This window comes from Xanthobacter sp. AM11 (genome assembly GCF_047444035.1).
Taxonomy (GTDB): Bacteria; Pseudomonadota; Alphaproteobacteria; order Rhizobiales; family Xanthobacteraceae; genus Xanthobacter.
In genome coordinates this window covers 2,270,270-2,287,743 of record NZ_JBLAOA010000001.1, presented here as the reverse complement: position 1 = coordinate 2,287,743, position 17,474 = coordinate 2,270,270, and the positions used below count along the sequence as shown (strand labels likewise).

Annotated in this window: 23 protein-coding genes and 1 pseudogene; 16 read left to right on the top strand and 8 right to left on the bottom strand. The window is 61.5% G+C overall.

Features of this window, described 5'->3' with window-relative positions:
* Positions 1–5 precede the first annotated feature (5 nt).
* Genes trbK-alt through ACI7BZ_RS10545 form a run of 6 tightly spaced genes read left to right on the top strand, consistent with a single transcriptional unit; the run spans position 6 to position 4,915 of the window.
* Positions 6–404, top strand: a complete 399-nt coding sequence (gene trbK-alt / locus ACI7BZ_RS10570) for a putative entry exclusion protein TrbK-alt (protein ID WP_414117121.1) — start codon at positions 6–8, stop codon at positions 402–404.
* A 1-nt stretch (position 405) separates the two neighbouring features.
* Positions 406–1,752 carry a P-type conjugative transfer protein TrbL gene (gene trbL, locus ACI7BZ_RS10565; protein WP_414117120.1) on the top strand — a complete coding sequence of 449 codons (1,347 nt, stop codon included), beginning with the start codon at positions 406–408 and terminating at the stop codon, positions 1,750–1,752.
* A 2-nt stretch (positions 1,753–1,754) separates the two neighbouring features.
* Positions 1,755–2,444, top strand: a complete 690-nt coding sequence (trbF, locus tag ACI7BZ_RS10560) for a conjugal transfer protein TrbF (protein WP_414117118.1) — start codon at positions 1,755–1,757, stop codon at positions 2,442–2,444.
* The gene (gene trbG / locus ACI7BZ_RS10555) at positions 2,441–3,466 is read left to right on the top strand and encodes a P-type conjugative transfer protein TrbG (RefSeq protein WP_414117117.1); all 1,026 of its coding nucleotides are present in this window, start codon (positions 2,441–2,443) and stop codon (positions 3,464–3,466) included. The genes trbF and trbG overlap by 4 nt, the downstream gene beginning before the upstream one ends.
* Positions 3,463–4,677: a TraB/TrbI/VirB10 family type IV secretion system protein gene (locus ACI7BZ_RS10550; RefSeq protein ID WP_414117116.1), complete on the top strand. Its 1,215-nt coding sequence runs from the start codon at positions 3,463–3,465 to the stop codon at positions 4,675–4,677. The genes trbG and ACI7BZ_RS10550 overlap by 4 nt, the downstream gene beginning before the upstream one ends.
* Position 4,678: 1 nt before the next feature.
* The gene (locus ACI7BZ_RS10545; protein WP_414117115.1) at positions 4,679–4,915 is read left to right on the top strand and encodes a DUF2274 domain-containing protein; all 237 of its coding nucleotides are present in this window, start codon (positions 4,679–4,681) and stop codon (positions 4,913–4,915) included.
* 7 nt (positions 4,916–4,922) lie between these two features.
* Here ACI7BZ_RS10545 and ACI7BZ_RS10540 read toward each other — a convergent pair whose 3' ends face one another.
* On the bottom strand, positions 4,923–5,837 hold the full coding sequence (locus ACI7BZ_RS10540) for a LysR family transcriptional regulator (RefSeq protein ID WP_414117114.1): 915 nt from the start codon (positions 5,835–5,837) through the stop codon (positions 4,923–4,925).
* Between the two features lie 278 nt (positions 5,838–6,115).
* Between ACI7BZ_RS10540 and ACI7BZ_RS10535 the strand changes: the two are divergent.
* A pseudogene (locus ACI7BZ_RS10535) lies at positions 6,116–6,707 on the top strand (TetR/AcrR family transcriptional regulator).
* Between the two features lie 67 nt (positions 6,708–6,774).
* Here the strand turns inward: ACI7BZ_RS10535 and ACI7BZ_RS10530 are convergent.
* Positions 6,775–7,587, bottom strand: coding sequence for a hypothetical protein (locus ACI7BZ_RS10530; protein ID WP_414117113.1), 813 nt, complete (start codon positions 7,585–7,587; stop codon positions 6,775–6,777).
* A gap of 245 nt (positions 7,588–7,832) precedes the next feature.
* Here ACI7BZ_RS10530 and ACI7BZ_RS10525 point away from each other — a divergent pair, with 245 nt between their 5' ends.
* The 7 genes from ACI7BZ_RS10525 to ACI7BZ_RS10495 all read left to right on the top strand — a co-directional run bounded on the left by ACI7BZ_RS10525 (position 7,833) and on the right by ACI7BZ_RS10495 (position 12,365).
* On the top strand, positions 7,833–8,723 hold the full coding sequence (locus tag ACI7BZ_RS10525; RefSeq protein ID WP_414117112.1) for a haloalkane dehalogenase: 891 nt from the start codon (positions 7,833–7,835) through the stop codon (positions 8,721–8,723).
* Between the two features lie 124 nt (positions 8,724–8,847).
* The gene (locus tag ACI7BZ_RS10520) at positions 8,848–9,552 is read left to right on the top strand and encodes a glutathione S-transferase N-terminal domain-containing protein (protein WP_414117111.1); all 705 of its coding nucleotides are present in this window, start codon (positions 8,848–8,850) and stop codon (positions 9,550–9,552) included.
* On the top strand, positions 9,527–9,979 hold the full coding sequence (locus ACI7BZ_RS10515; protein ID WP_414117110.1) for a GNAT family N-acetyltransferase: 453 nt from the start codon (positions 9,527–9,529) through the stop codon (positions 9,977–9,979). Before ACI7BZ_RS10520 ends, ACI7BZ_RS10515 begins: the two co-directional genes overlap by 26 nt.
* Positions 9,980–10,054: 75 nt before the next feature.
* Positions 10,055–10,282, top strand: coding sequence for a SelT/SelW/SelH family protein (locus ACI7BZ_RS10510; protein ID WP_414117109.1), 228 nt, complete (start codon positions 10,055–10,057; stop codon positions 10,280–10,282).
* 68 nt (positions 10,283–10,350) lie between these two features.
* Positions 10,351–10,986, top strand: coding sequence for a nitroreductase family protein (locus tag ACI7BZ_RS10505; RefSeq protein ID WP_414117108.1), 636 nt, complete (start codon positions 10,351–10,353; stop codon positions 10,984–10,986).
* On the top strand, positions 10,983–11,912 hold the full coding sequence (locus ACI7BZ_RS10500; protein WP_414117107.1) for an EamA family transporter: 930 nt from the start codon (positions 10,983–10,985) through the stop codon (positions 11,910–11,912). The genes ACI7BZ_RS10505 and ACI7BZ_RS10500 overlap by 4 nt, the downstream gene beginning before the upstream one ends.
* Before the next feature lie 63 nt (positions 11,913–11,975).
* Positions 11,976–12,365 carry a YybH family protein gene (locus ACI7BZ_RS10495; protein WP_414117106.1) on the top strand — a complete coding sequence of 130 codons (390 nt, stop codon included), beginning with the start codon at positions 11,976–11,978 and terminating at the stop codon, positions 12,363–12,365.
* 194 nt (positions 12,366–12,559) lie between these two features.
* Here ACI7BZ_RS10495 and ACI7BZ_RS10490 read toward each other — a convergent pair whose 3' ends face one another.
* The 5 genes from ACI7BZ_RS10490 to ACI7BZ_RS10470 all read right to left on the bottom strand — a co-directional run bounded on the left by ACI7BZ_RS10490 (position 12,560) and on the right by ACI7BZ_RS10470 (position 15,212).
* Positions 12,560–13,051, bottom strand: coding sequence for an IS3 family transposase (locus tag ACI7BZ_RS10490; RefSeq protein ID WP_414117105.1), 492 nt, complete (start codon positions 13,049–13,051; stop codon positions 12,560–12,562).
* Complete coding sequence (locus ACI7BZ_RS10485; protein ID WP_414117104.1) at positions 13,048–13,200, bottom strand: hypothetical protein; 153 nt, start codon at positions 13,198–13,200, stop codon at positions 13,048–13,050. Before ACI7BZ_RS10485 ends, ACI7BZ_RS10490 begins: the two co-directional genes overlap by 4 nt.
* Entirely contained in the window at positions 13,200–13,550 is a 351-nt protein-coding gene (locus ACI7BZ_RS10480; RefSeq protein ID WP_414117103.1) for a transposase, read from the bottom strand. The genes ACI7BZ_RS10485 and ACI7BZ_RS10480 overlap by 1 nt, the downstream gene beginning before the upstream one ends.
* 108 nt (positions 13,551–13,658) lie before the next feature.
* Positions 13,659–14,207 carry a hypothetical protein gene (locus tag ACI7BZ_RS10475; protein WP_414117102.1) on the bottom strand — a complete coding sequence of 183 codons (549 nt, stop codon included), beginning with the start codon at positions 14,205–14,207 and terminating at the stop codon, positions 13,659–13,661.
* Between the two features lie 87 nt (positions 14,208–14,294).
* Complete coding sequence (locus ACI7BZ_RS10470; RefSeq protein ID WP_414117101.1) at positions 14,295–15,212, bottom strand: arginase family protein; 918 nt, start codon at positions 15,210–15,212, stop codon at positions 14,295–14,297.
* A 274-nt stretch (positions 15,213–15,486) separates the two neighbouring features.
* Here ACI7BZ_RS10470 and ACI7BZ_RS10465 point away from each other — a divergent pair, with 274 nt between their 5' ends.
* Positions 15,487–16,083, top strand: a complete 597-nt coding sequence (locus ACI7BZ_RS10465) for a hypothetical protein (RefSeq protein WP_414117100.1) — start codon at positions 15,487–15,489, stop codon at positions 16,081–16,083.
* Positions 16,084–16,326: 243 nt separating this feature from the next.
* On the top strand, positions 16,327–16,911 hold the full coding sequence (locus tag ACI7BZ_RS10460; protein WP_414117099.1) for a class I SAM-dependent methyltransferase: 585 nt from the start codon (positions 16,327–16,329) through the stop codon (positions 16,909–16,911).
* Here the strand turns inward: ACI7BZ_RS10460 and ACI7BZ_RS10455 are convergent, their stop codons facing one another.
* Positions 16,912–17,217 carry an arginase family protein gene (locus ACI7BZ_RS10455; protein WP_414119139.1) on the bottom strand — a complete coding sequence of 102 codons (306 nt, stop codon included), beginning with the start codon at positions 17,215–17,217 and terminating at the stop codon, positions 16,912–16,914.
* Positions 17,218–17,474 lie beyond the last annotated feature (257 nt).

Genomic DNA, 17,474 nt, shown 5'->3' with positions numbered 1-17,474 from the left:
TCGCCATGGACGGCAAAATGTTCGCCCGGCTCGGCGCCGTCGTCTTTGTCGGCGTCGCCATCACCGCCACCGTCATTGAGATGACCCCGAAAGAGGAGGAGCCGGAGGTCCGCACGCTGGTTCTCCGGCCGGGCATCGATGCCACTGCCCTGCAGCGCCAGCTCCGCGGATGCAGGGATATGGGCGAGGCCGCGATCCGCGACCCTGCCTGCCTCAAGCTCTGGGCCGCCAATCGTGACCGCTTCCTGGGGCAGAACCCGGAGGCGCCACAGACGGCCGCACCGACCGCACCGGCCGCGCCGACCCCAACCGCGACAATCGCGCCTGCGCCGGCGCCGGACGCAATCGTCAAGGAAACCGCTCCGGTCATGCAGGCGGAGCCCGCGCGTCCGGGGTCGCACTGACATGGGCGGCACCGGCGTCATCGACAATTTTCTGGGCGTCTTCACCCGTTACATCGATTCAGGCTTCGGCCTGCTCGGCGGGGAAGTCGCCTTCATCGCCACCACGCTCATCGTCATCGATGTGACGCTAGCCGCCCTGTTCTGGAGCTGGGGCGCCGATGACGACATCATCGCTCGCCTCGTGAAGAAGACGCTGTTCGTCGGCGTCTTCGCCTATCTGATCTCCAACTGGAACAATCTTGCCCGGATTGTCTTCGAGAGCTTCGCCGGTCTCGGCCTGAAAGCCTCGGGAACGGGCTTCTCTGTCACCGACCTCCTTCGCCCTGGAAAGGTCGCGCAGACCGGCCTCGACGCCGGGCGGCCGCTTCTCGAATCCATCTCCAACCTCATGGGCTGGGTCGCGTTCTTTGAGAACTTCATCCAGATCGCGTGCCTGCTGTTCGCATGGGTGCTGATCCTGCTCGCGTTCTTCATCCTGGCGGTCCAGCTCTTCGTCACCTTGATCGAGTTCAAGCTAACGACACTCGCCGGCTTCGTGCTGATCCCCTTCGGCCTGTTCGGAAAGTCGGCATTCATGGCCGAGCGCGTGCTGGGCAACGTCATCTCCTCCGGCATCAAGGTGTTGGTGCTCGCCGTCATCATCGGCATCGGCTCCACCTTGTTCTCACAGTTCACGCAAGGCTTCGGCGGCCAGACGCCGACCATCGACGACGCCATGGCGATCGTGCTCGCTGCGCTTTCGCTTCTCGGGCTCGGCATCTTCGGCCCCGGCATTGCCAACGGCCTTGTATCCGGTGGTCCGCAGCTCGGTGCTGGCGCCGCGGTTGGTACAGGCGTCGCAGCCGGCGGCATGGTCGCGGCCGGCGCTGCGACTGTCGGCGCCGTTGCCTCCGGCGGGGCGGCCCTCGCCAGTGGCGCCGCCGCCGCAGCTCGCGGCAGCGCGGCGTTCGCCGGCGGCGCTTCCACCGCCTACAGCCTCGGGGCTGCCGGTCAGTCCGGCGCGTCGGGTGTCGCGTCCGGTCTCGGCAATGTCGCGAGCACCGGAACGAAAGCCGCTGCCTCGCCGCTGAAGCGCGCCATGACCCGCGCATCCGACAGCCTCAAATCCAGCTTCGATGCCGGCTCCCGCGCGGCGACCGAGATCTCCGGCGGCGGCAGCGACGGCGGAGGGACTGAATCCGCGCCGGCAGCCGTCTTGGCTCCTGCCGTCGACGGCCCGCCTGCCTGGGCCAAGCGCATGAAACGCTCGCAGCAACTCGCCCACGGCGTCCAGGCCGCCGCCCATGCCGTCAAATCCGGCGACAGCCACGGCGGCGGCTCCTCCGTCAATCTCTCCGAAAGCGACTGACTATGAACTTCTTCAAACGACCATCGACCCACTACGGGAAAGCCCCACAGCCCGAAACGCCCTATCAACGCGCCACACAGGTCTGGGATGACCGTATCGGCTCCGCCCGCGTGCAAGCCCGCAACTGGCGCTACATGGCCTTCGGCTGCCTGGCCCTTTCGGCCGGCCTGTCGGGCAGCCTCGTCTGGCAATCGGCCAGCGGCACCATCGTTCCCTGGGTGGTGCAGGTCGACAAGCTCGGTCAGGCGCAGGCCGTCGCCCCCGCCGTTGCCGACTATCGGCCGTCCGATCCGCAGATTGCGTTCCATCTCGCCCGCTTCACCGAGCAGGTCCGCTCGATCCCGGCTGATGCGATCATTGTGCGGCAAAACTGGTTGCGCGCCTACGAGTTCACCACGCAAGGCGGCGCACTCGCCCTCAACGACTATGCTCGGGCGAATGACCCGTTCACCAAGGTCGGGAAGCAGCAGGTCGCCGTCGAGGTGTCGAGCGTCATCCGCGCCTCGCCGGATTCCTTCCGCGTGGCATGGATCGAGCGCCGCTATCAGGATGGCTCGCTCGCCGCGACCGAGCGCTGGTCTGCCATCCTCACCATCGTCGTGCAGACGCCGCGCGACGCAGAAAAGCTTCGAGCCAATCCGCTCGGAATCTACGTCAACGCCATCAACTGGTCGAAGGAGCTTGGACAATGACGCCTGCCTTCCGCACAGCCGGAAAGCCGGCTCTCCGTAAATCCTCATTTGCGCTTTTGCTGCTCGGCACGTCCGCGCTGGCCGGCTGCGCGACCAACACGCCACCGCCCGAGATCAGCTACGACAACGCCGCGCCGGCAGTGCGGACGGTCGATCCGCCATCGCCGGTTCGGATCGTCGAGCTGCCAAGGCCCTTGCCGCTCGCTGGCCAGATGAAGCCAGTGGACGGAGCGCGCCAGCCGGCCGAGGCCGCCGATCCCGCCACCCGCGTCAATCAGGCCAATGCACAGGCGCGCGTGCAGCCGGTGCGCAACGGCTTCATCAACTCCATGCAGGTTTACCCCTTCACCCAAGGGGCGCTCTATCAGGTCTATACCGCCGTCGGGCAGATCACGGACATCGCGCTCCAGCCCGGCGAACAGCTCGTCGGTGCCGGTCCGGTCGCTGCCGGAGACACTGTGCGCTGGATCATCGGCGATACCGAAAGCGGCACGGGTGCGACCAAGCAGGTTCATATCCTTGTCAAACCGACGCGGCCCGATCTGATGACGAACCTCGTCATCAACACCAACCTGCGCACCTATTATATGGAGCTGCGTTCGACGTCCTCGACCTACATGGCGTCGGTCTCCTGGCAGTATCCGCAGGACCAACTTATCGCGCTGCGTCGCCAGAACGCGCAGGCAGAGGCCACGCAGCCGATCTCGACCGGCATCGATCTCTCGCGGGTCAACTTTCGCTACGAGGTGACGGGCGACCGTGCGCCCTGGCGGCCGCTGCGCGCATTCGACGACGGCAAGCAGGTCTTCATCGAATTCCCGCACGGCATCGGCCAGGGCGAAATGCCGCCGCTCTTCGTCGTCGGCCCAGAGGGCGACATCTCGGAACTGGTGAACTATCGGGTGCGCGGCAACTACATGATCGTGGACCGCTTGTTCGCCGCCGCCGAGCTGCGCTTCGGCGCCGATCGCCACCAGAAGCGTGTGCGGATCTCGCGCACCGACGGAAGGCCGGCGTCATGAGCGAGATCGAAGCCGAAAAGGAAAAAGGACTGGAGCCGCCCGGAGAGGACGGCGCCCTGCCGCTGACCGGCGAGCCAGCCGCGCCGATGCGCCTTCGCCCCGAGCCGCCGCGCGTGACGAGGCTTTCGCGCAAGGTTCTGGCCGGTCTCGGCCTGGTCGCCAGCGTCGGGATCGGCGGCGCGTTGATCTACGCCCTGCAAATTCAGGGTGGGCGCAAGGGCAACGAGGAGCTTTACGCGACCGACAACCGGGCAACCCCGGATGGCCTGAACAGCCTGCCGCGCGACTACACCGGGCCGGTGCTCGGCCCTCCGCTGCCGGGCGATCTCGGCCGGCCGATCCTCAATGCGCAAAACGCCGTGCCGCCGCCATCGATCGCGACGCCCAATCCTGGCATCAGCGCCGAGGAGCAGCGTCGGCTGCAGGAACTGGAATCGGCGCGGACGGCACGTCTGTTCGCGTCGACCGAGACGCGCAGCGCCTCGTCGCGGCCTGCCGCGACCGCCGCGACCCCCACGCCCGATTTGACGAACCTCGGCCTGGCGCCGCAACCGGCGACGCCGACCGCCCAGGATCGCCAGCTCGCGTTCCTCAACCAGACGCCCGACAAGCGCACGGTCTCTCCCGATCGTGTGGCCGTGCCGGCGTCGGCAAATGTCCTGCAAGCCGGCGCGGTGATCGCGGCGGCGCTTATCACCGGCATTCGCTCCGACCTTCCTGGCCAGATCACGGCCCAGGTAACGGAGAACATATATGACAGCCCGACCGGCAAGATCCTGCTCGTTCCGCAGGGCACGCGCATCATCGGTCAGTACGACAACGGCGTCGGCGTCGGGCAGCGTCGCGTCCTGCTGGTCTGGAACAGGCTGATCTTCCCGAACGGCCGCTCGATCGTGCTGGAACGCCAACCCGGCGCGGATGCACAAGGTTATGCCGGCCTCGAGGATGGCGTCGACTATCACTGGGGCGAGCTGTTCAAGGCGGCTGCCCTGTCGACATTGCTCAGCATCGGTGCGCAGACCGGATCTTCGGGCGATGAGAGCGACATCATACGCGCTCTTCGCAACGGTGCATCCGACAGTATCAACCAAACCGGCCAGCAGATCGTGCAGCGCCAACTCAACATCGCGCCGACGCTGACGATCCGGCCGGGCTTCTCAGTCCGCGTCATCGTCACGCGCGATCTCGTCCTCGAACCCTACGGAGGCTGACGTGCCAAAGCTGAAACTTGGTCCGATCGCAGACGACAAGCCGGTGAAGGTGACGATCGAGCTGCCGGCAAGCCTGCATCGTGACCTGGCAGCCTATGCGGAGATTCTGGGGCGGGAGTCCGGCCGATCGGCCGATCCCGTCCGCCTGATCGTCCCCATGCTGGTGAAGTTCATCGCGACGGATCGGGGCTTTGCGAAGGCCAGGCACACTATGGGAGACGCAAAGCCACGAGCCTGATCCCGGTTCAGCACATCCCCTGCGCCATCGACCGTGCCAGGCTCAGTAGGCTACGGCAGGCGGGATTGTCGTTCCGCCGCGACCATACTGCGCAGAACGGCAGAACCTCGTTGACGACTGGCCGGTAAGACACGCCCGGAAATTGAGCAACCGTGGTTGCTTCGCTCGTCAGCGTCAGCCCTCGCCCGATCGCTACGAGCGACAGAAGATTATCCCGCCCAACATACTGCGCGTGGATTTCAGGATGGCGCCCGAGACCAGCCAGGCGCTGGACAAGATAATCATAGATCTCCGGACCGGGCGCCGCCTCGCTGACAATGAACCGTTCACCGGCGAGATCATGCCAATCCAGCTCTTCCCGGCTGCAAAGCGGGTGATCTTCGGGCAGTACCGTAAAGACCCGTTCGGACCAGAGCTGGTCGGTCTCGCAGTCCGTCCAGCCGGACGTGCCCGTGATGAATGCTACGTCGAGCCGAAGCTGGCGAACGGCGGAGACATGATCCGCTGGATCGCCGTCGATGAATTCAATCTGCACCCTTGGATGTTTCTTGTCGTATGCCCGCAGCAACGCCCAAAGGAATCCCGAGGCGAGCGAGGAAAAGATGCCGATCTTAATGCTGCCGTTCTCGCACCTGCCAATTGCGGCCACATCCATTGTTCCCCGACCGAGCTGTTGAAGCGCCTTGCGCGCGTAGCGCAGGAACTGCTGTCCTGCAACGGTCAGCAGCACGCCACTATTATGACGCTGAAAGAGCGATGCTCCGAGATGATCTTCCAGATCACGAATTCTTCGGCTGACCGCTGACTCTTGAATTCCCAGGGCCGCGGCAGCCTTGCGGAAACTACCGTGTTCGGCCGCAGTGACAAAGTAGCGAAGGTGCCGGAATGCCACGGGCGGAATTGAACCGGATACCCACCTCATTCTGTAGGAGCTCCCGCGAAGTGTAGGTAGGTGCGAGGACGCAATGGTGCTCTATACTTTAGGTCTTCCCTGCCGGCGCACGCGTCCTGCTGTACGACAGCAGCACGGACGGGAGCGCAAATAGCGAGTTCGATTGGCGTTTTCAGTGGCTGGGACTCCGAAACAGATCGCCGCAACTCGGGCCAAACCGGCGCAGGGAACTGTCCCGTCGGCCCGTCTGCGAGTTCCAAGCTTTGTTCTCCATTGACAAGCAATACGGACGAACGCATTATCATGGAATGGCAAGAAAGTCACTTAAAGAAGATATCTTGGATGCCGGACTTCGCGTCATGTTGCGCAAGGGTTACGCGGCCTCCAGCGTACGCGATGTGGTAGCCGAGGCAGGCGTACCTCAGGGCTCGTTCACCAACCATTTCCGGTCGAAGGAAGCCTTTAGCGGCGAAGTCTTGGACCGCTATTTCGAGCATGTGCGAGGATTAGTTTCCTTGGCACTTGACGATGAGAGTTCTGACACCCCGCAAGCGGCTGAAAAGATATCTCGACATCATCACCGGCCGCCTGGAGGCGGATGATTTCGAACGGGGATGTTTGATCGGGGACTTCAGTCTCGAGGCCGCGCCGCTCAGTGAGATGCTTCGGTTACGTCTGTCGGAGATATTCCTGGAATGGCGCGACCGTTTTGCGGAATGTATCGGGGAAGCGCAGTCGACGGGTGAAATTGATTCCACCTTTACTCCGGAAGACCTCGCCGATTTCCTCCTGTCTTCATGGGAAGGTGCGATAATGCGCATGAAGGTCGAGCGCAATGAGGCGGCGCTGGAGCGGTTCAAGAAGATCGTTTTTGCCACAGTCTTTAAGGAATGCAGGTAAACGATGTCGCGAAGCTGTTGTCGATAGCGGGATTTTCTTGACGGACTTGAGGATATGGCGTTTCTGATCAGCTCAGCGGCCCTGCTGATGGAATGATCTGTTGTGGGCGCCGTCTTTTCAGCACAACAGTCATCCAGCACGCGTTTTCGGCAGGAGCTAGACAGGCCTTCCTCAACGAGAATCTCGCCCGGATTCGGCATTCAGGATAATGCTGCAGACGGGCAATTGGCATGACGAAAACAAGAACTGTCGATGAATTTCTGAACAGCTTTCGCACAAGCGTATTGGGGTGATCCGGGCATTGCGCCAGACAATCCTCGAAGCGTTTCCGGCGGTCACCGAATAAGTCAAGTGGAACGCCCCGAGCTATTGTTGGGAAGGTCAGGACCGCGTCACAATGCGGTTCAATCCCGGTGACCGGCTGGATCTGATTTTCCACCGTGGTGCGAAAATCCAAGACAGTGCGGATTTCGCTTTCATCGATCCGACGGGCAAGATCGAGTGGGCTGCGCCAGATCGCGGCATCCTTCGTATCGCTAATCCTCTTGAGCAGCGTGATGAAATCGTTGGGCTTGTTGCCGGTTGGATTTCGTCTGCCGGAGCCAACCCCACCGAGTGGGATCACCGGCAGCGGGCCAAGTCGACGACGCAGGGCGAAAAGCCAGCGCCACGCAGATGGGGAATCGGCAACCCGTACCAATGCGGGATTGGACACGACCCCATTTGCGCGGCGGTCATCACAAACCGCGATTCCAGCGAACGGTCCGGTTTTGGGGATGATTGCCGTTCCACCCTTTTCCGTCGGGCATTGCGGGTGTGGCATCATGATTCTCTGACCTACGGTGCATCTCCGCGCTGAAAGGTCGACGGCCGATTCCATTTGTTTCCCGATCCAGGTCGAAAAAGCCGCCTATTTTGTCCACGCACGCCGGTCATTCGATACTCACGAAGAGGCGACGAGTTCGCCAATCCCGGAAACGCCCGACCATCCTGATCGCCCATCCAGAACGCAATCAGGTTCTTGACTCAATACGTACGGTCGTATTATATCGAGATAACGATGATCAAGGCTGAACGCTTGAGCTTCGCCTTGGCAATCGAAACAGGTCAACAAAGGTCAAACGCATGCAATTCGACGTCTCTCTTCCTCATCGCGCAGTGCTCGATTCCCACATGGCCTATCGGGAGGCAGGTTCGCAGGAGGGACCTGTTGTACTCTTCCTGCACGGCAACCCGACATCGTCTTACATCTGGCGGAACATCCTGCCGCACGTGGCGTCAGTAGCCCGGTGCATAGCTCCCGACCTCATCGGTTTCGGCCAATCGGGCAAACCGGACATCGACTACCGCTTTGCGGATCACGCCCGCTATCTCGATGTGTTCATCGAAGCCCAGGGAATCGGTTCCGCATATCTCGTCGCACAGGATTGGGGAACGGCGCTCGCCTTTCATCTGGCGGCTCGCAGGCCTGATTTTGTTCGCGGCCTCGCCTTCATGGAGTTCATCCGGCCGATGCCGAGCTGGGATGATTTCCATCAGGTAGAGGCGGCGCGTGAGACGTTCCGCAAGTTCCGCACGCCGGGCGAAGGCGAGCGGATGATCATTGAGGGAAATGCGTTTGTCGAACGCATCCTTCCGGGCTCGGTCGTCAGGAAGCTCGGCGAGGAGGAAATGGCGGTCTATCGCGCTCCGTTCGCCACGCCGGAATCACGAAAGCCTACCTGGCGCCTTCCGAACGAACTGCCCATCGCCGGCGAGCCTGCGGACGTGAATGAAATGCTGGAGCAAGCACATCTCGCCCTCGCGAGCTCGCGCTATCCCAAGCTGCTCTTCGCCGGGAACCCGGGCGCTCTGGTTTCCCCAGCCTTCGCCGAAGCGTTTGCCGCAAAGCTCCACGATTGTCAGCTCATCCAGCTCGGGCCCGGGGCGCACTACCTGCAGGAAGACCACTCGGAAACCATCGGCCGTTCTGTCGCCGAGTGGATTGCAGCGAACGAGACGCGCGACGCGGCCTAGGGCGTCTGCCCGCATTCAAGCGGACTGTCGCCAGAGTGCGCCGATGAGTTGACGCGCGGGTCCATGGGGCCCGCGCCTGCGGCGTTCCGCCAATCGGGAGCGCGACACGAACAAGGGACCTGGCATGATCGACCTCCACTACACGGCAACGCCAAACGGACACAAGGTTCGCCTCTTCCTCGAGGAGGCGGGCCTCGCCTATCGAATCGTGCCGGTGAACCTCTCCAAGGGAGAGCAGCGCCGGCCAGAGTTCCTCGCGATATCTCCAAACGGGCGCATCCCCGCCATTGTCGACCACGCTCCGGCGGGACGTAATCGGTCCGTGTCGGTGTTCGAGTCAGGCGCAATCCTCCTCTACCTCGCCGAGAAAACCGGGATGTTCCTGCCCGCCGAGCCGGACGCCCGCTTCGAGGTCCTTCAGTGGCTCTTCTGGCAAATGGCGGGCTTGGGGCCGATGGCCGGTCAGATCGGTCATTTTAACGTCTTTGCGAACGAGAAGGTACCCTATGCGATTGAGCGCTACAGGAGCGAGACCGCTCGGCTCTACGGCGTATTGGACAGACGCCTGGCTGAGCGACCCTACATTGTCGGCGACTATTCCATCGCTGACATGGCCTGTTTTCCGTGGATCGTTCCTCACACTGCACATGGTCAGCGCCTGCAGGACTATCCAAACCTCTTTCGCTGGTTCGAGGCAATCCTCGCACGTGCCGCGGTTGTGAGAGCTTATGGCGACAGCAAGGACGTCTACACAGGCCGGCCGCTGCAAGTCCCGCAGAGGCATGTTTGTGGCGCGAACGCGGATGAGCAAGATCATGAGCGGCGCTGAAACCGACGTGGCACTCGTCTCATCCTTCCACGACGGGGCTCAACTCGCCGGACTTTACGCCGCCGCGCGGCTTGGAGATCGGCCTGCCTCCGCCGTCGTCGAGGCTTTCCGCAACAGCCAGTACCGCATCTTTGCGCTGTACCACAACAGGCTCGTCGGCGTCGGACGCGCCTTTGGCGACGAAGTCGACTGCGCCGTCATCTGCGACATGGCGGTTCATCCCGATTTCCAGGGCAACGGTCTCGGCTCCCGCATCCTCGAAGCGCTGAAGCAAGGGGTGCGGCATCACAAGCGGATCATCCCCTACGCCCGGCATGGCAAGGAAGAGTTCTATCTCAAACGCGGGTTCAACCGGATGCGGTCCGCGATGTTGTGCTCCTTCGTTGTTCCGGCCGTGCGCAATCGGGAGAACGGAATCATCGAATAGCACATGCGGTGCCGCTTCTGATGCGACGCCTCACCCCTGTAGCTCAGTCCGACATCGAAGAAAGGGACGGAAACAATGAACGACGTCACGATCACCTACTGCAATCCGTGCGGATATGGAAAGCGAGCAGCCGAAGCGGCTGATGCGCTTCACCGCCACCTGTCAGTCACCGCGAATCTTGTGGCCGGAAAGGGCGGCATCTTCGAGGTGCGCGTCGATGGTGAGGTCGTGGCCAAGCGCATCAAGGGGCACTTTCCGGATGCCGCCGAAATCGTCGGAGCCGTCTCGACGGCGCTGAAATAGCCAGGCAGCCGAGGAAAAGTGACCTGTAAGGTCCGGTCTATTTCGAGAACACATAAGCGGATATTCTCATGGAACCTGAAAACAACCGCCATCGCTTGCTTGTTGACACGATCGAAAAGCGCATTTCGGCGAATTATTTCGATTCGTCTCATGTATTACCAGATAGCGATCTGTCCGAAATCATTCGGCTCGCTACGCTTGCACCGACCGCATTCAATTTCCAGAACTGGCGCTTCATCGCGGTCCGGACGCCTGATGCCAAGAAAAAATTGTGGGAGGCCGCTGGCCGTCAGCCAAAGGTCCTCGAAGCGTCGGCAACTTTCATCATTTGCGGCCAGTTGCCCGATCATTCCGTGCTGGCGGAAAGGCTCTGCCATTCCGTCGAAGCGGGGTTCATGCCGGAAGCGACGTCGGCGCTTTGGGTAAAGGGGGCGGATGCGCTTTACACAGGCAATGCCCGTATGCAACGCGACGAGGCCGTCCGATCAGCCACCTTCGGGGCTGCGACCTTGATGTTCGCCGCGGCGGCCCACAACCTCGCAACGGGCGCGATGGTCGGCTTCGATCCCGACAAGGTCGTGCAGGAGTTCGGCCTAGGCCTGAACGAGGTTCCTGTACTGCTCATGACGGTCGGCAAAGCCTTGCCCGGCAACTGGCCGCAGAAGCCGCGGCGGCCGCTACAGGAAGTCCTGGAGTTCGCATGAAAAGCAATCCCGCCCCTGTCGCTGATCCCGTAGTGCCGCAGGCGCCGTCGATACGTGGATTCGATATTCTGTCCACGGCAATCGCGCCGGCCATCTGGGGCAGCACATATGTCGTGACCACCGAGTTGCTGCCCACAGGTATCCCACTCACCGTCGCCATGCTGAGAGCGCTGCCGGCAGGCATTGCGCTGCTTGTGATCGTTCGGACGTTGCCGCGCGGGGTCTGGTTGTGGCGCAGTATTCTGCTCGGCGCATTCAACTTTTCGGTCTTCTGGTGGCTATTGTTCGTCTCGGCCTACCGGTTGCCGGGCGGCGTCGCCGCCACGGTTGGCGCCATCCAGCCGCTCATTGTGATCGGCTTTGCGCGTCTCGCCCTCGGCAACCCGGTGCGACCGGCGGCTATAGCGTCGGCTCTCGTTGGAATTGCGGGCGTGGCGCTTCTGGTTCTGACGCCGGCGGCGAGACTCGATCCGATCGGGATCGCGGCCGGCCTTGGCGGCGCTCTGTCTATGGCCTGCGGAACGGTTCTGAGCAGGAAGTGGCAGCCACCGGTATCCGCGCTCACCTTTACCGCCTGGCAGCTGACAGCCGGTGGGCTGCTGCTGTTGCCCGTGGCGCTGTCTCTGGAACCGTTTCCGTCCGACCTGACTACGGCCAACGCACTTGGCTTCACCTGGCTCGGCCTAATCGGCGCGGCAGCAACCTATTTCTTGTGGCTGCGGGGGATTGCTCGATTGGAGCCGGCCGTGGTGTCCTTCCTGCTCTTTCTGAGCCCGTTGACGGCGGTCATGCTGGGCTGGGTCTTTCTCGACCAGACCCTCTCGCCCGCCCAGTGCTCAGGAATGATACTGATAATCGGCGGTATCTGGTTCGGCCAGCGTTCGCAGAAGAAGGTCGTGTCTCAATTTGAAGTTCGGCTGCGCTGAGTGGGCTCACCTTGTCACGAAGTTGCTGTTGAATCCGGGGCTGTGGCTTGGATGGAGAAAGAAATGAAGGAAGACGAACAGGCGATCCGGCAAGTCATTGCCACTTGGATGCGGGCAAGCCAGTCCGGTGATATCGCCACGGTCCTCACGCTTATGACTAATGACGTGGTCTTCATGGTCCCCGGCCAGGATCCGTTCGGGCGAGAGGTTTTCGAAGCGACCGCCAGCCAGCTCGGTGCAGCGGGGCTGCAGATCGACGGAATCAATGACGTCGTAGAGCTTCAGATCCAGGGAGATTGGGCGTTTACGCGCAACCGGATCAACTTGAGCATCACTCCCGCGGCCGGCGAGCCGGTGCAGCGTGCGGGCTACACCCTGACGCTGTTCCGCAAGGAAGGGGATGGCCGCTGGCGAGTTGCGCGTGACGCCAACCTTTTGACGCTGAAAAGCTAAGACGAATGCCCCAGAATGGTTGGAAGCCGGGGATCAAATTGAGGCACTTCGCGCTCACTGATTAGAGTGCGCCCCTGCTGGTAGACAGGATCAGGCTGCAGTTTTGACCGTGAGCCGGGCGTGTTGATCCTCGAACTGCTGCCAGCTGAGATAGCCGAGCGCGGAGTGCAGGCGGCTTGCGTTGTAGACCTGATCTATGAAGCGGGGAAGGTCGGTAGCGACGTCGTCGAACGTCTCGTAGGCCATCGGAGATAGACGGCCTCGATCTTGAGGGTTTTCATGAAGCTCTCGGCTTCGGCGTTATCATAGGGATTGCCGCGGCGCCCCATCGATTCGACGAGACCATGTTCAGCGAGGGCCTGCCGGTAGCGTCCAGCCGCGTATTGCGAGCCACGGTCCGCGTGGTGGATACAGCAGGGCGGCGGTCCCTGCTTTTCAATGGCTGTGCGCAGGGCGGCCAGCGTTAGCCGGACTTCGATCGAGCGGCTGTTGGCGTAGCCGACGACCCTGCGCGACCATGCGTCGAGGATCAGCGCGACGTAGACGAAGCTGGTGGCGATGGCGACATAGGTGATGTCGGCCACCCAGAGCTGGTTCGGCCCGTCCTGGGACATGTCCTTCGCCAGATTCGGGAAGATCGGCAGATCATGGTCCCGCATCAGGTGCCGGATCTTCTTGTGATTCACGACAAGCCCGCGGTGGTGCAAGCCGCACGCATGCGCCGGTAGCCGTACACCTCGAAGCTGTCGGAGATGGAGACCATCGTCTCGACGAGCCCAATGTCGTCGATGTTGATGGCCGGTTTGTCGTAGTAGGTCGAACGCGCGATCCCCATCAGCCGGCATCATTCTGCGACGGAGTTGCAGCGGGGCCGGTGACGACGAATGTAGTCGCGCTTCTCGGCCGGTGTTCGTGCTTCAGAGCCTCCTTTAGGTACTCGATCTCCAGCGCTTGCTTGCCGACCAGTCGCTCCAGGGCCGCGATCCGCGCCTCGTAGGCCTCGATCGTATCGGCTGCGACGGCCGCGTCGTCGAAGGCGCCAGCCTCATGTTTCTGAACCCAGATCCGGATCAGATTCCGCGACAGGTCGTGTCGGCGGGCAAGGTTGTGAAGCGTCTCGCCAGCCATGTAGTCCTGCGCCACCTGGCGCTTGAAATCGGTACTGTGGGTGCAGTGTCGGGCCATGCCTTCCATCCTTCGAAAGCCCGGGTCTCCGGTCAATTTCTCGTCTTCACGCTGTCCGCCTCAAGCGGCGCGCTCCAGATGAGAGTCAGCACGGCGTCATGCCGCTCGTCACCGTTGCCGCTTCGCCCGCATCTCCTGCACCAGCCGCCAGCTCTTGCCTTGGTCGACAGAACGTTCATTGCACCAGCGAAAGCTGTTTGGCGTTATGTCTCGGTAAACCCACCGGGTCAGCGACCCGGAGGCATCGACATCGGCCAACTGTATGATCTCGTCACCGACCTTGCGAGCAAGCTGCCGAGTGATGTATCCGCCCGGAGGGTTGATCCAGATGATGTGCCAGGCGTCGATTTTCGGATCGTAGACCCGTAGGGTCGTCGAATAACGGTTCCCGGGTTCGGACCAGCGGACCTCAGTATCGTTCCTGACCGGTGTGATCCAAAGGTCCTGAATCGCACGCCCTTCGAGCACCCAGTCGAACCGGATATCCCATTGGGAATGGGTTACAGCGCCGTCCGCTGCGAATTCAACTGTTTCCGCCAACCAGTCGCCGACGAACTGTCCGTAAAGCATAAGTTGGTCAGCGTATTCGGCGGCAGGTCCGCCGGCCGCAAGACCTTCGAGAAAGCTGCGGGGGTTTGAGTTGATCGCTGTGTCCATTGGCTCACCACTTTCCTGTGCAAATTGATCTCACGTGATCGTCCGCCTTCGCCGGAAGGCACAGCCATTTTCGGGCAGACGGCCCGGTCAACCCAATGCCTTGCCGAGGCACTCCACGATCGCCCCGGCATAACGCCGGTCAGGATCCTTGTCGGGGTCGTATATCGTGACGTCGACGCCGATGACCGGAACATGGCGTATCAGGAGGGAGACGAGCCGGGCCACCTGTTCGAAATCCAGCCCCGGCTCCCCAGGCGAATCCACCGCGGGCATGACGGCTTCCGCAAGGACGTCCACGTCGAGATGCAGCCAATAGCGCGAAAGGTCACCACGGGATGCCCATGCCGCGACCCTTTTGGCGGTCGCCAGCATTCCCTCTCGAAGCATATCCTGAACAATGATCCGATTGATCGCTGTTTCGCGAATGTCCCCGTAGTGCTGGGCGTAGTCTGGGCTGAGAGCCTCACGCTCACCCATCTGCGTCACGTCCTCGTCCTGAACGAGAGGTCCGTCGATCCCTGGCCATTCGGTGAGCAGTCTCTCCCCGCGCCCTGTTGCGAGCGCGAGGTCCATTCCCGCCACGGTACCGAGGCGGCTCTGCACATCGTAATTCCCAGGATGGAAATAGTCGCTATGGCCATCGATATGAAGCAGTCCGACGCGGTCCAGGACCCTAGCGCCCGCAAGACAGCCGAGCAGGATGCTGCAGTCTCCGCCGATAACGACCGGGAATTTGCCGTCGGATAGGCGCGCCTGGACGAGATGCGCTAGGTCAAGGCTGTAACTGCGGATCGCATGACCATTGCGGATGCGCGTATTCTCCTCTGCATCGGACCGATACGCGGGACGAGGCAGCCATTCGACATCTGTTGCTTGAATAACGGTCTGCAACCCCTCCGACAGCAGGACGAGCGGCGCTTCCCAGGCTCCGGGCTCCCTGCCGCCTTCCTCGGGGCGCAGGCCAAGGTTGCTCGGAGCGCAGATGATAATCTTGCTTCCCATCATTTCAGAATGGCTCCTCGCTGGAACGCCTTAGCAGCGAGGAATCCTACGATGTGCTGCCTGCGCGTGACCATTAATGCCGCCCCTTAACCGGTATTTTGAACTTAACTGGCGACACCGCGCTGTCAACCAGTAATATGGATTTTATCGGTTGATTTTGTGAGTGCCTTCCGGCAGATTCGTGCCGGGGAATTCACACCGGCAACCGACAGGCATCGAGATAGCTCGTTTTCGTCACGTTGCCGGAGACGATGTCAAACGAAATACGGGACTTGCCATGAATATTACTGCACCCATGTACAGCCATAATCTCACAAAGGCGAACACACGACAGCCAGAGCGATCGTTTCAGCCTGATGCAACTGGGCAAAACGTTCCGAGCAGCCCGGCGATAGCTGCCGAACAGGTGACTTTCGCGGCGAAATCAACTCCGGTTCAATTTAGTGTGTCGATGTTGCTTGCCCTGATGAATGCTCAGCCGGAGAATCAACAACCTGGAGGAACGAGCGTAACGGTCTCAAGCGATCAGGTCCCGCTCCAACTAGAAGAGGTCGACGCTACTGATGCTGCACAGCAGATAATGGATTTGGCCGGATCAGGCGGCGAACTCAATTTGTCCAGCGTCGAACAATTACTCGGGATAACGAAACCCGAACGGGGAGAATTTTCCCCCAAGGCTGTGATCGAGCGAGACTGGAACAGCCTGACGGGCGGCAGCGACACCCTATCGACATCGCAGCTTGCCGCTGCGATCAAGCATTTGTCAGGCGCTCATCTTCAGCCCGCCGACCACGGCGATCAGATCGTTGACACCTCGGTTCTTCAGCCCATTCCTTCCAGGCTTGGAGGAAACTCTGCTCGTCCGCCTTATTGAGCGTGAATACGTTGATGAGCACGACAGGCGAGGCATCGACGGCGAGTCCGAAGAAACAGTTTAGCCGCTGCAGTGCTACCGATTGAAGGAGCTGGAGCCGAATGTTGTGTTCCGGAAAGACGCAAGCGCAAGCTCCATAATCTAGCGCCCGCGCGTCGGCGGCCGCTACTGGGCCATCGACGCCGGTCCGCTGGGCGATATCTTACAATATCGTCTCTTGTCTCAGCGAAAGGAGACGCCGAGATGACTGTCCTGCAAGCGCTCTTGATGCGCGCGTTTGGCCGCCCCCAAGGAATTCTCGGGCGATTGGGCGGTGCCATCATGGCGCGTACAAACGAGAATTTCGGCGCTTGGGTCAGCAGCCTCCTCGATGTTGGCCCAACCGATGCCATTCTCGAAGTGGGATTCGGACCTGGCGTTGTTATTCAGCGATTGTCGGCGCTTGCAGCGGAAGGCCACATCGCGGGCATCGACGTCTCGAGGGAAATGCTCAAACAAGCACGCGCTAGAAGCGCCACGGCTATCCGAAGGGGTCGTGTCGACCTGCGACAGGGTTCCGTGGAGAACTTGCCTTTCACCGACGCCAGCTTCGACAAGGCGCTGGCGGTCAACTCGATGCAGGTCTGGCCGGATACCGCAGCAGGGTTGCGGGAAATATGGAGAATCTTAAAGCCGGGTGGGAACATTGCCCTCGGCTTTTCTGTCCATTCCGGCCAATCGCGCGAAGGACTGACGGACAAGGTCGAGGCCACCGGCTTTAAGAATGTGCGCATGGTGACGGCCCAGAATGGGTTTTGCGTTGTGGCGGGGAAACCAGACCGACCGTAGTCATCTCGGGCTTCCTGCATCGTAGTCTCCAGAATGAAAGAAGTCGCTATGGCCATCGATATGGAGCAGACCGACACGACCAGAAGCGCTGGCACCAGCGAGGCGACCGAGCAGGATGGTCCAGTCTCCGCCGACGACGACCGGGAATTCACCGCCGAAGAGTCGCGAACCGACGAGACACGCCGGGTCAAGACTGAGGTTGCGGATCGCATGACCATTGAGGATGCGCGTATTTTCCTCTGCATCGAGCCGATACTCGGGGCAAGGCAGCCACTCGGCGCCTGTCGCCCCAATCGCGGTCTGCACCCTTTTGCCAGCAAAACGAGCGGCGCTTCCCACACCCGCGGCTCCTTGCCATCGTCCTCGGGGGGCAGGCCAAGATTGCTCGGGGCGCAGATGATGACCTTCCTTCCCATCATTTCAGAATGGCTCCTCGCTGGAACGCTGCAGCAGCGAGGAATCCCACGATATGCCGCCTACACGTGACCAGTAATGCCGCCCTATCAACCGGTATTTTGAACTTAACTGGTGACACCGCATTGTCAGCCAGTAATATGAATTTT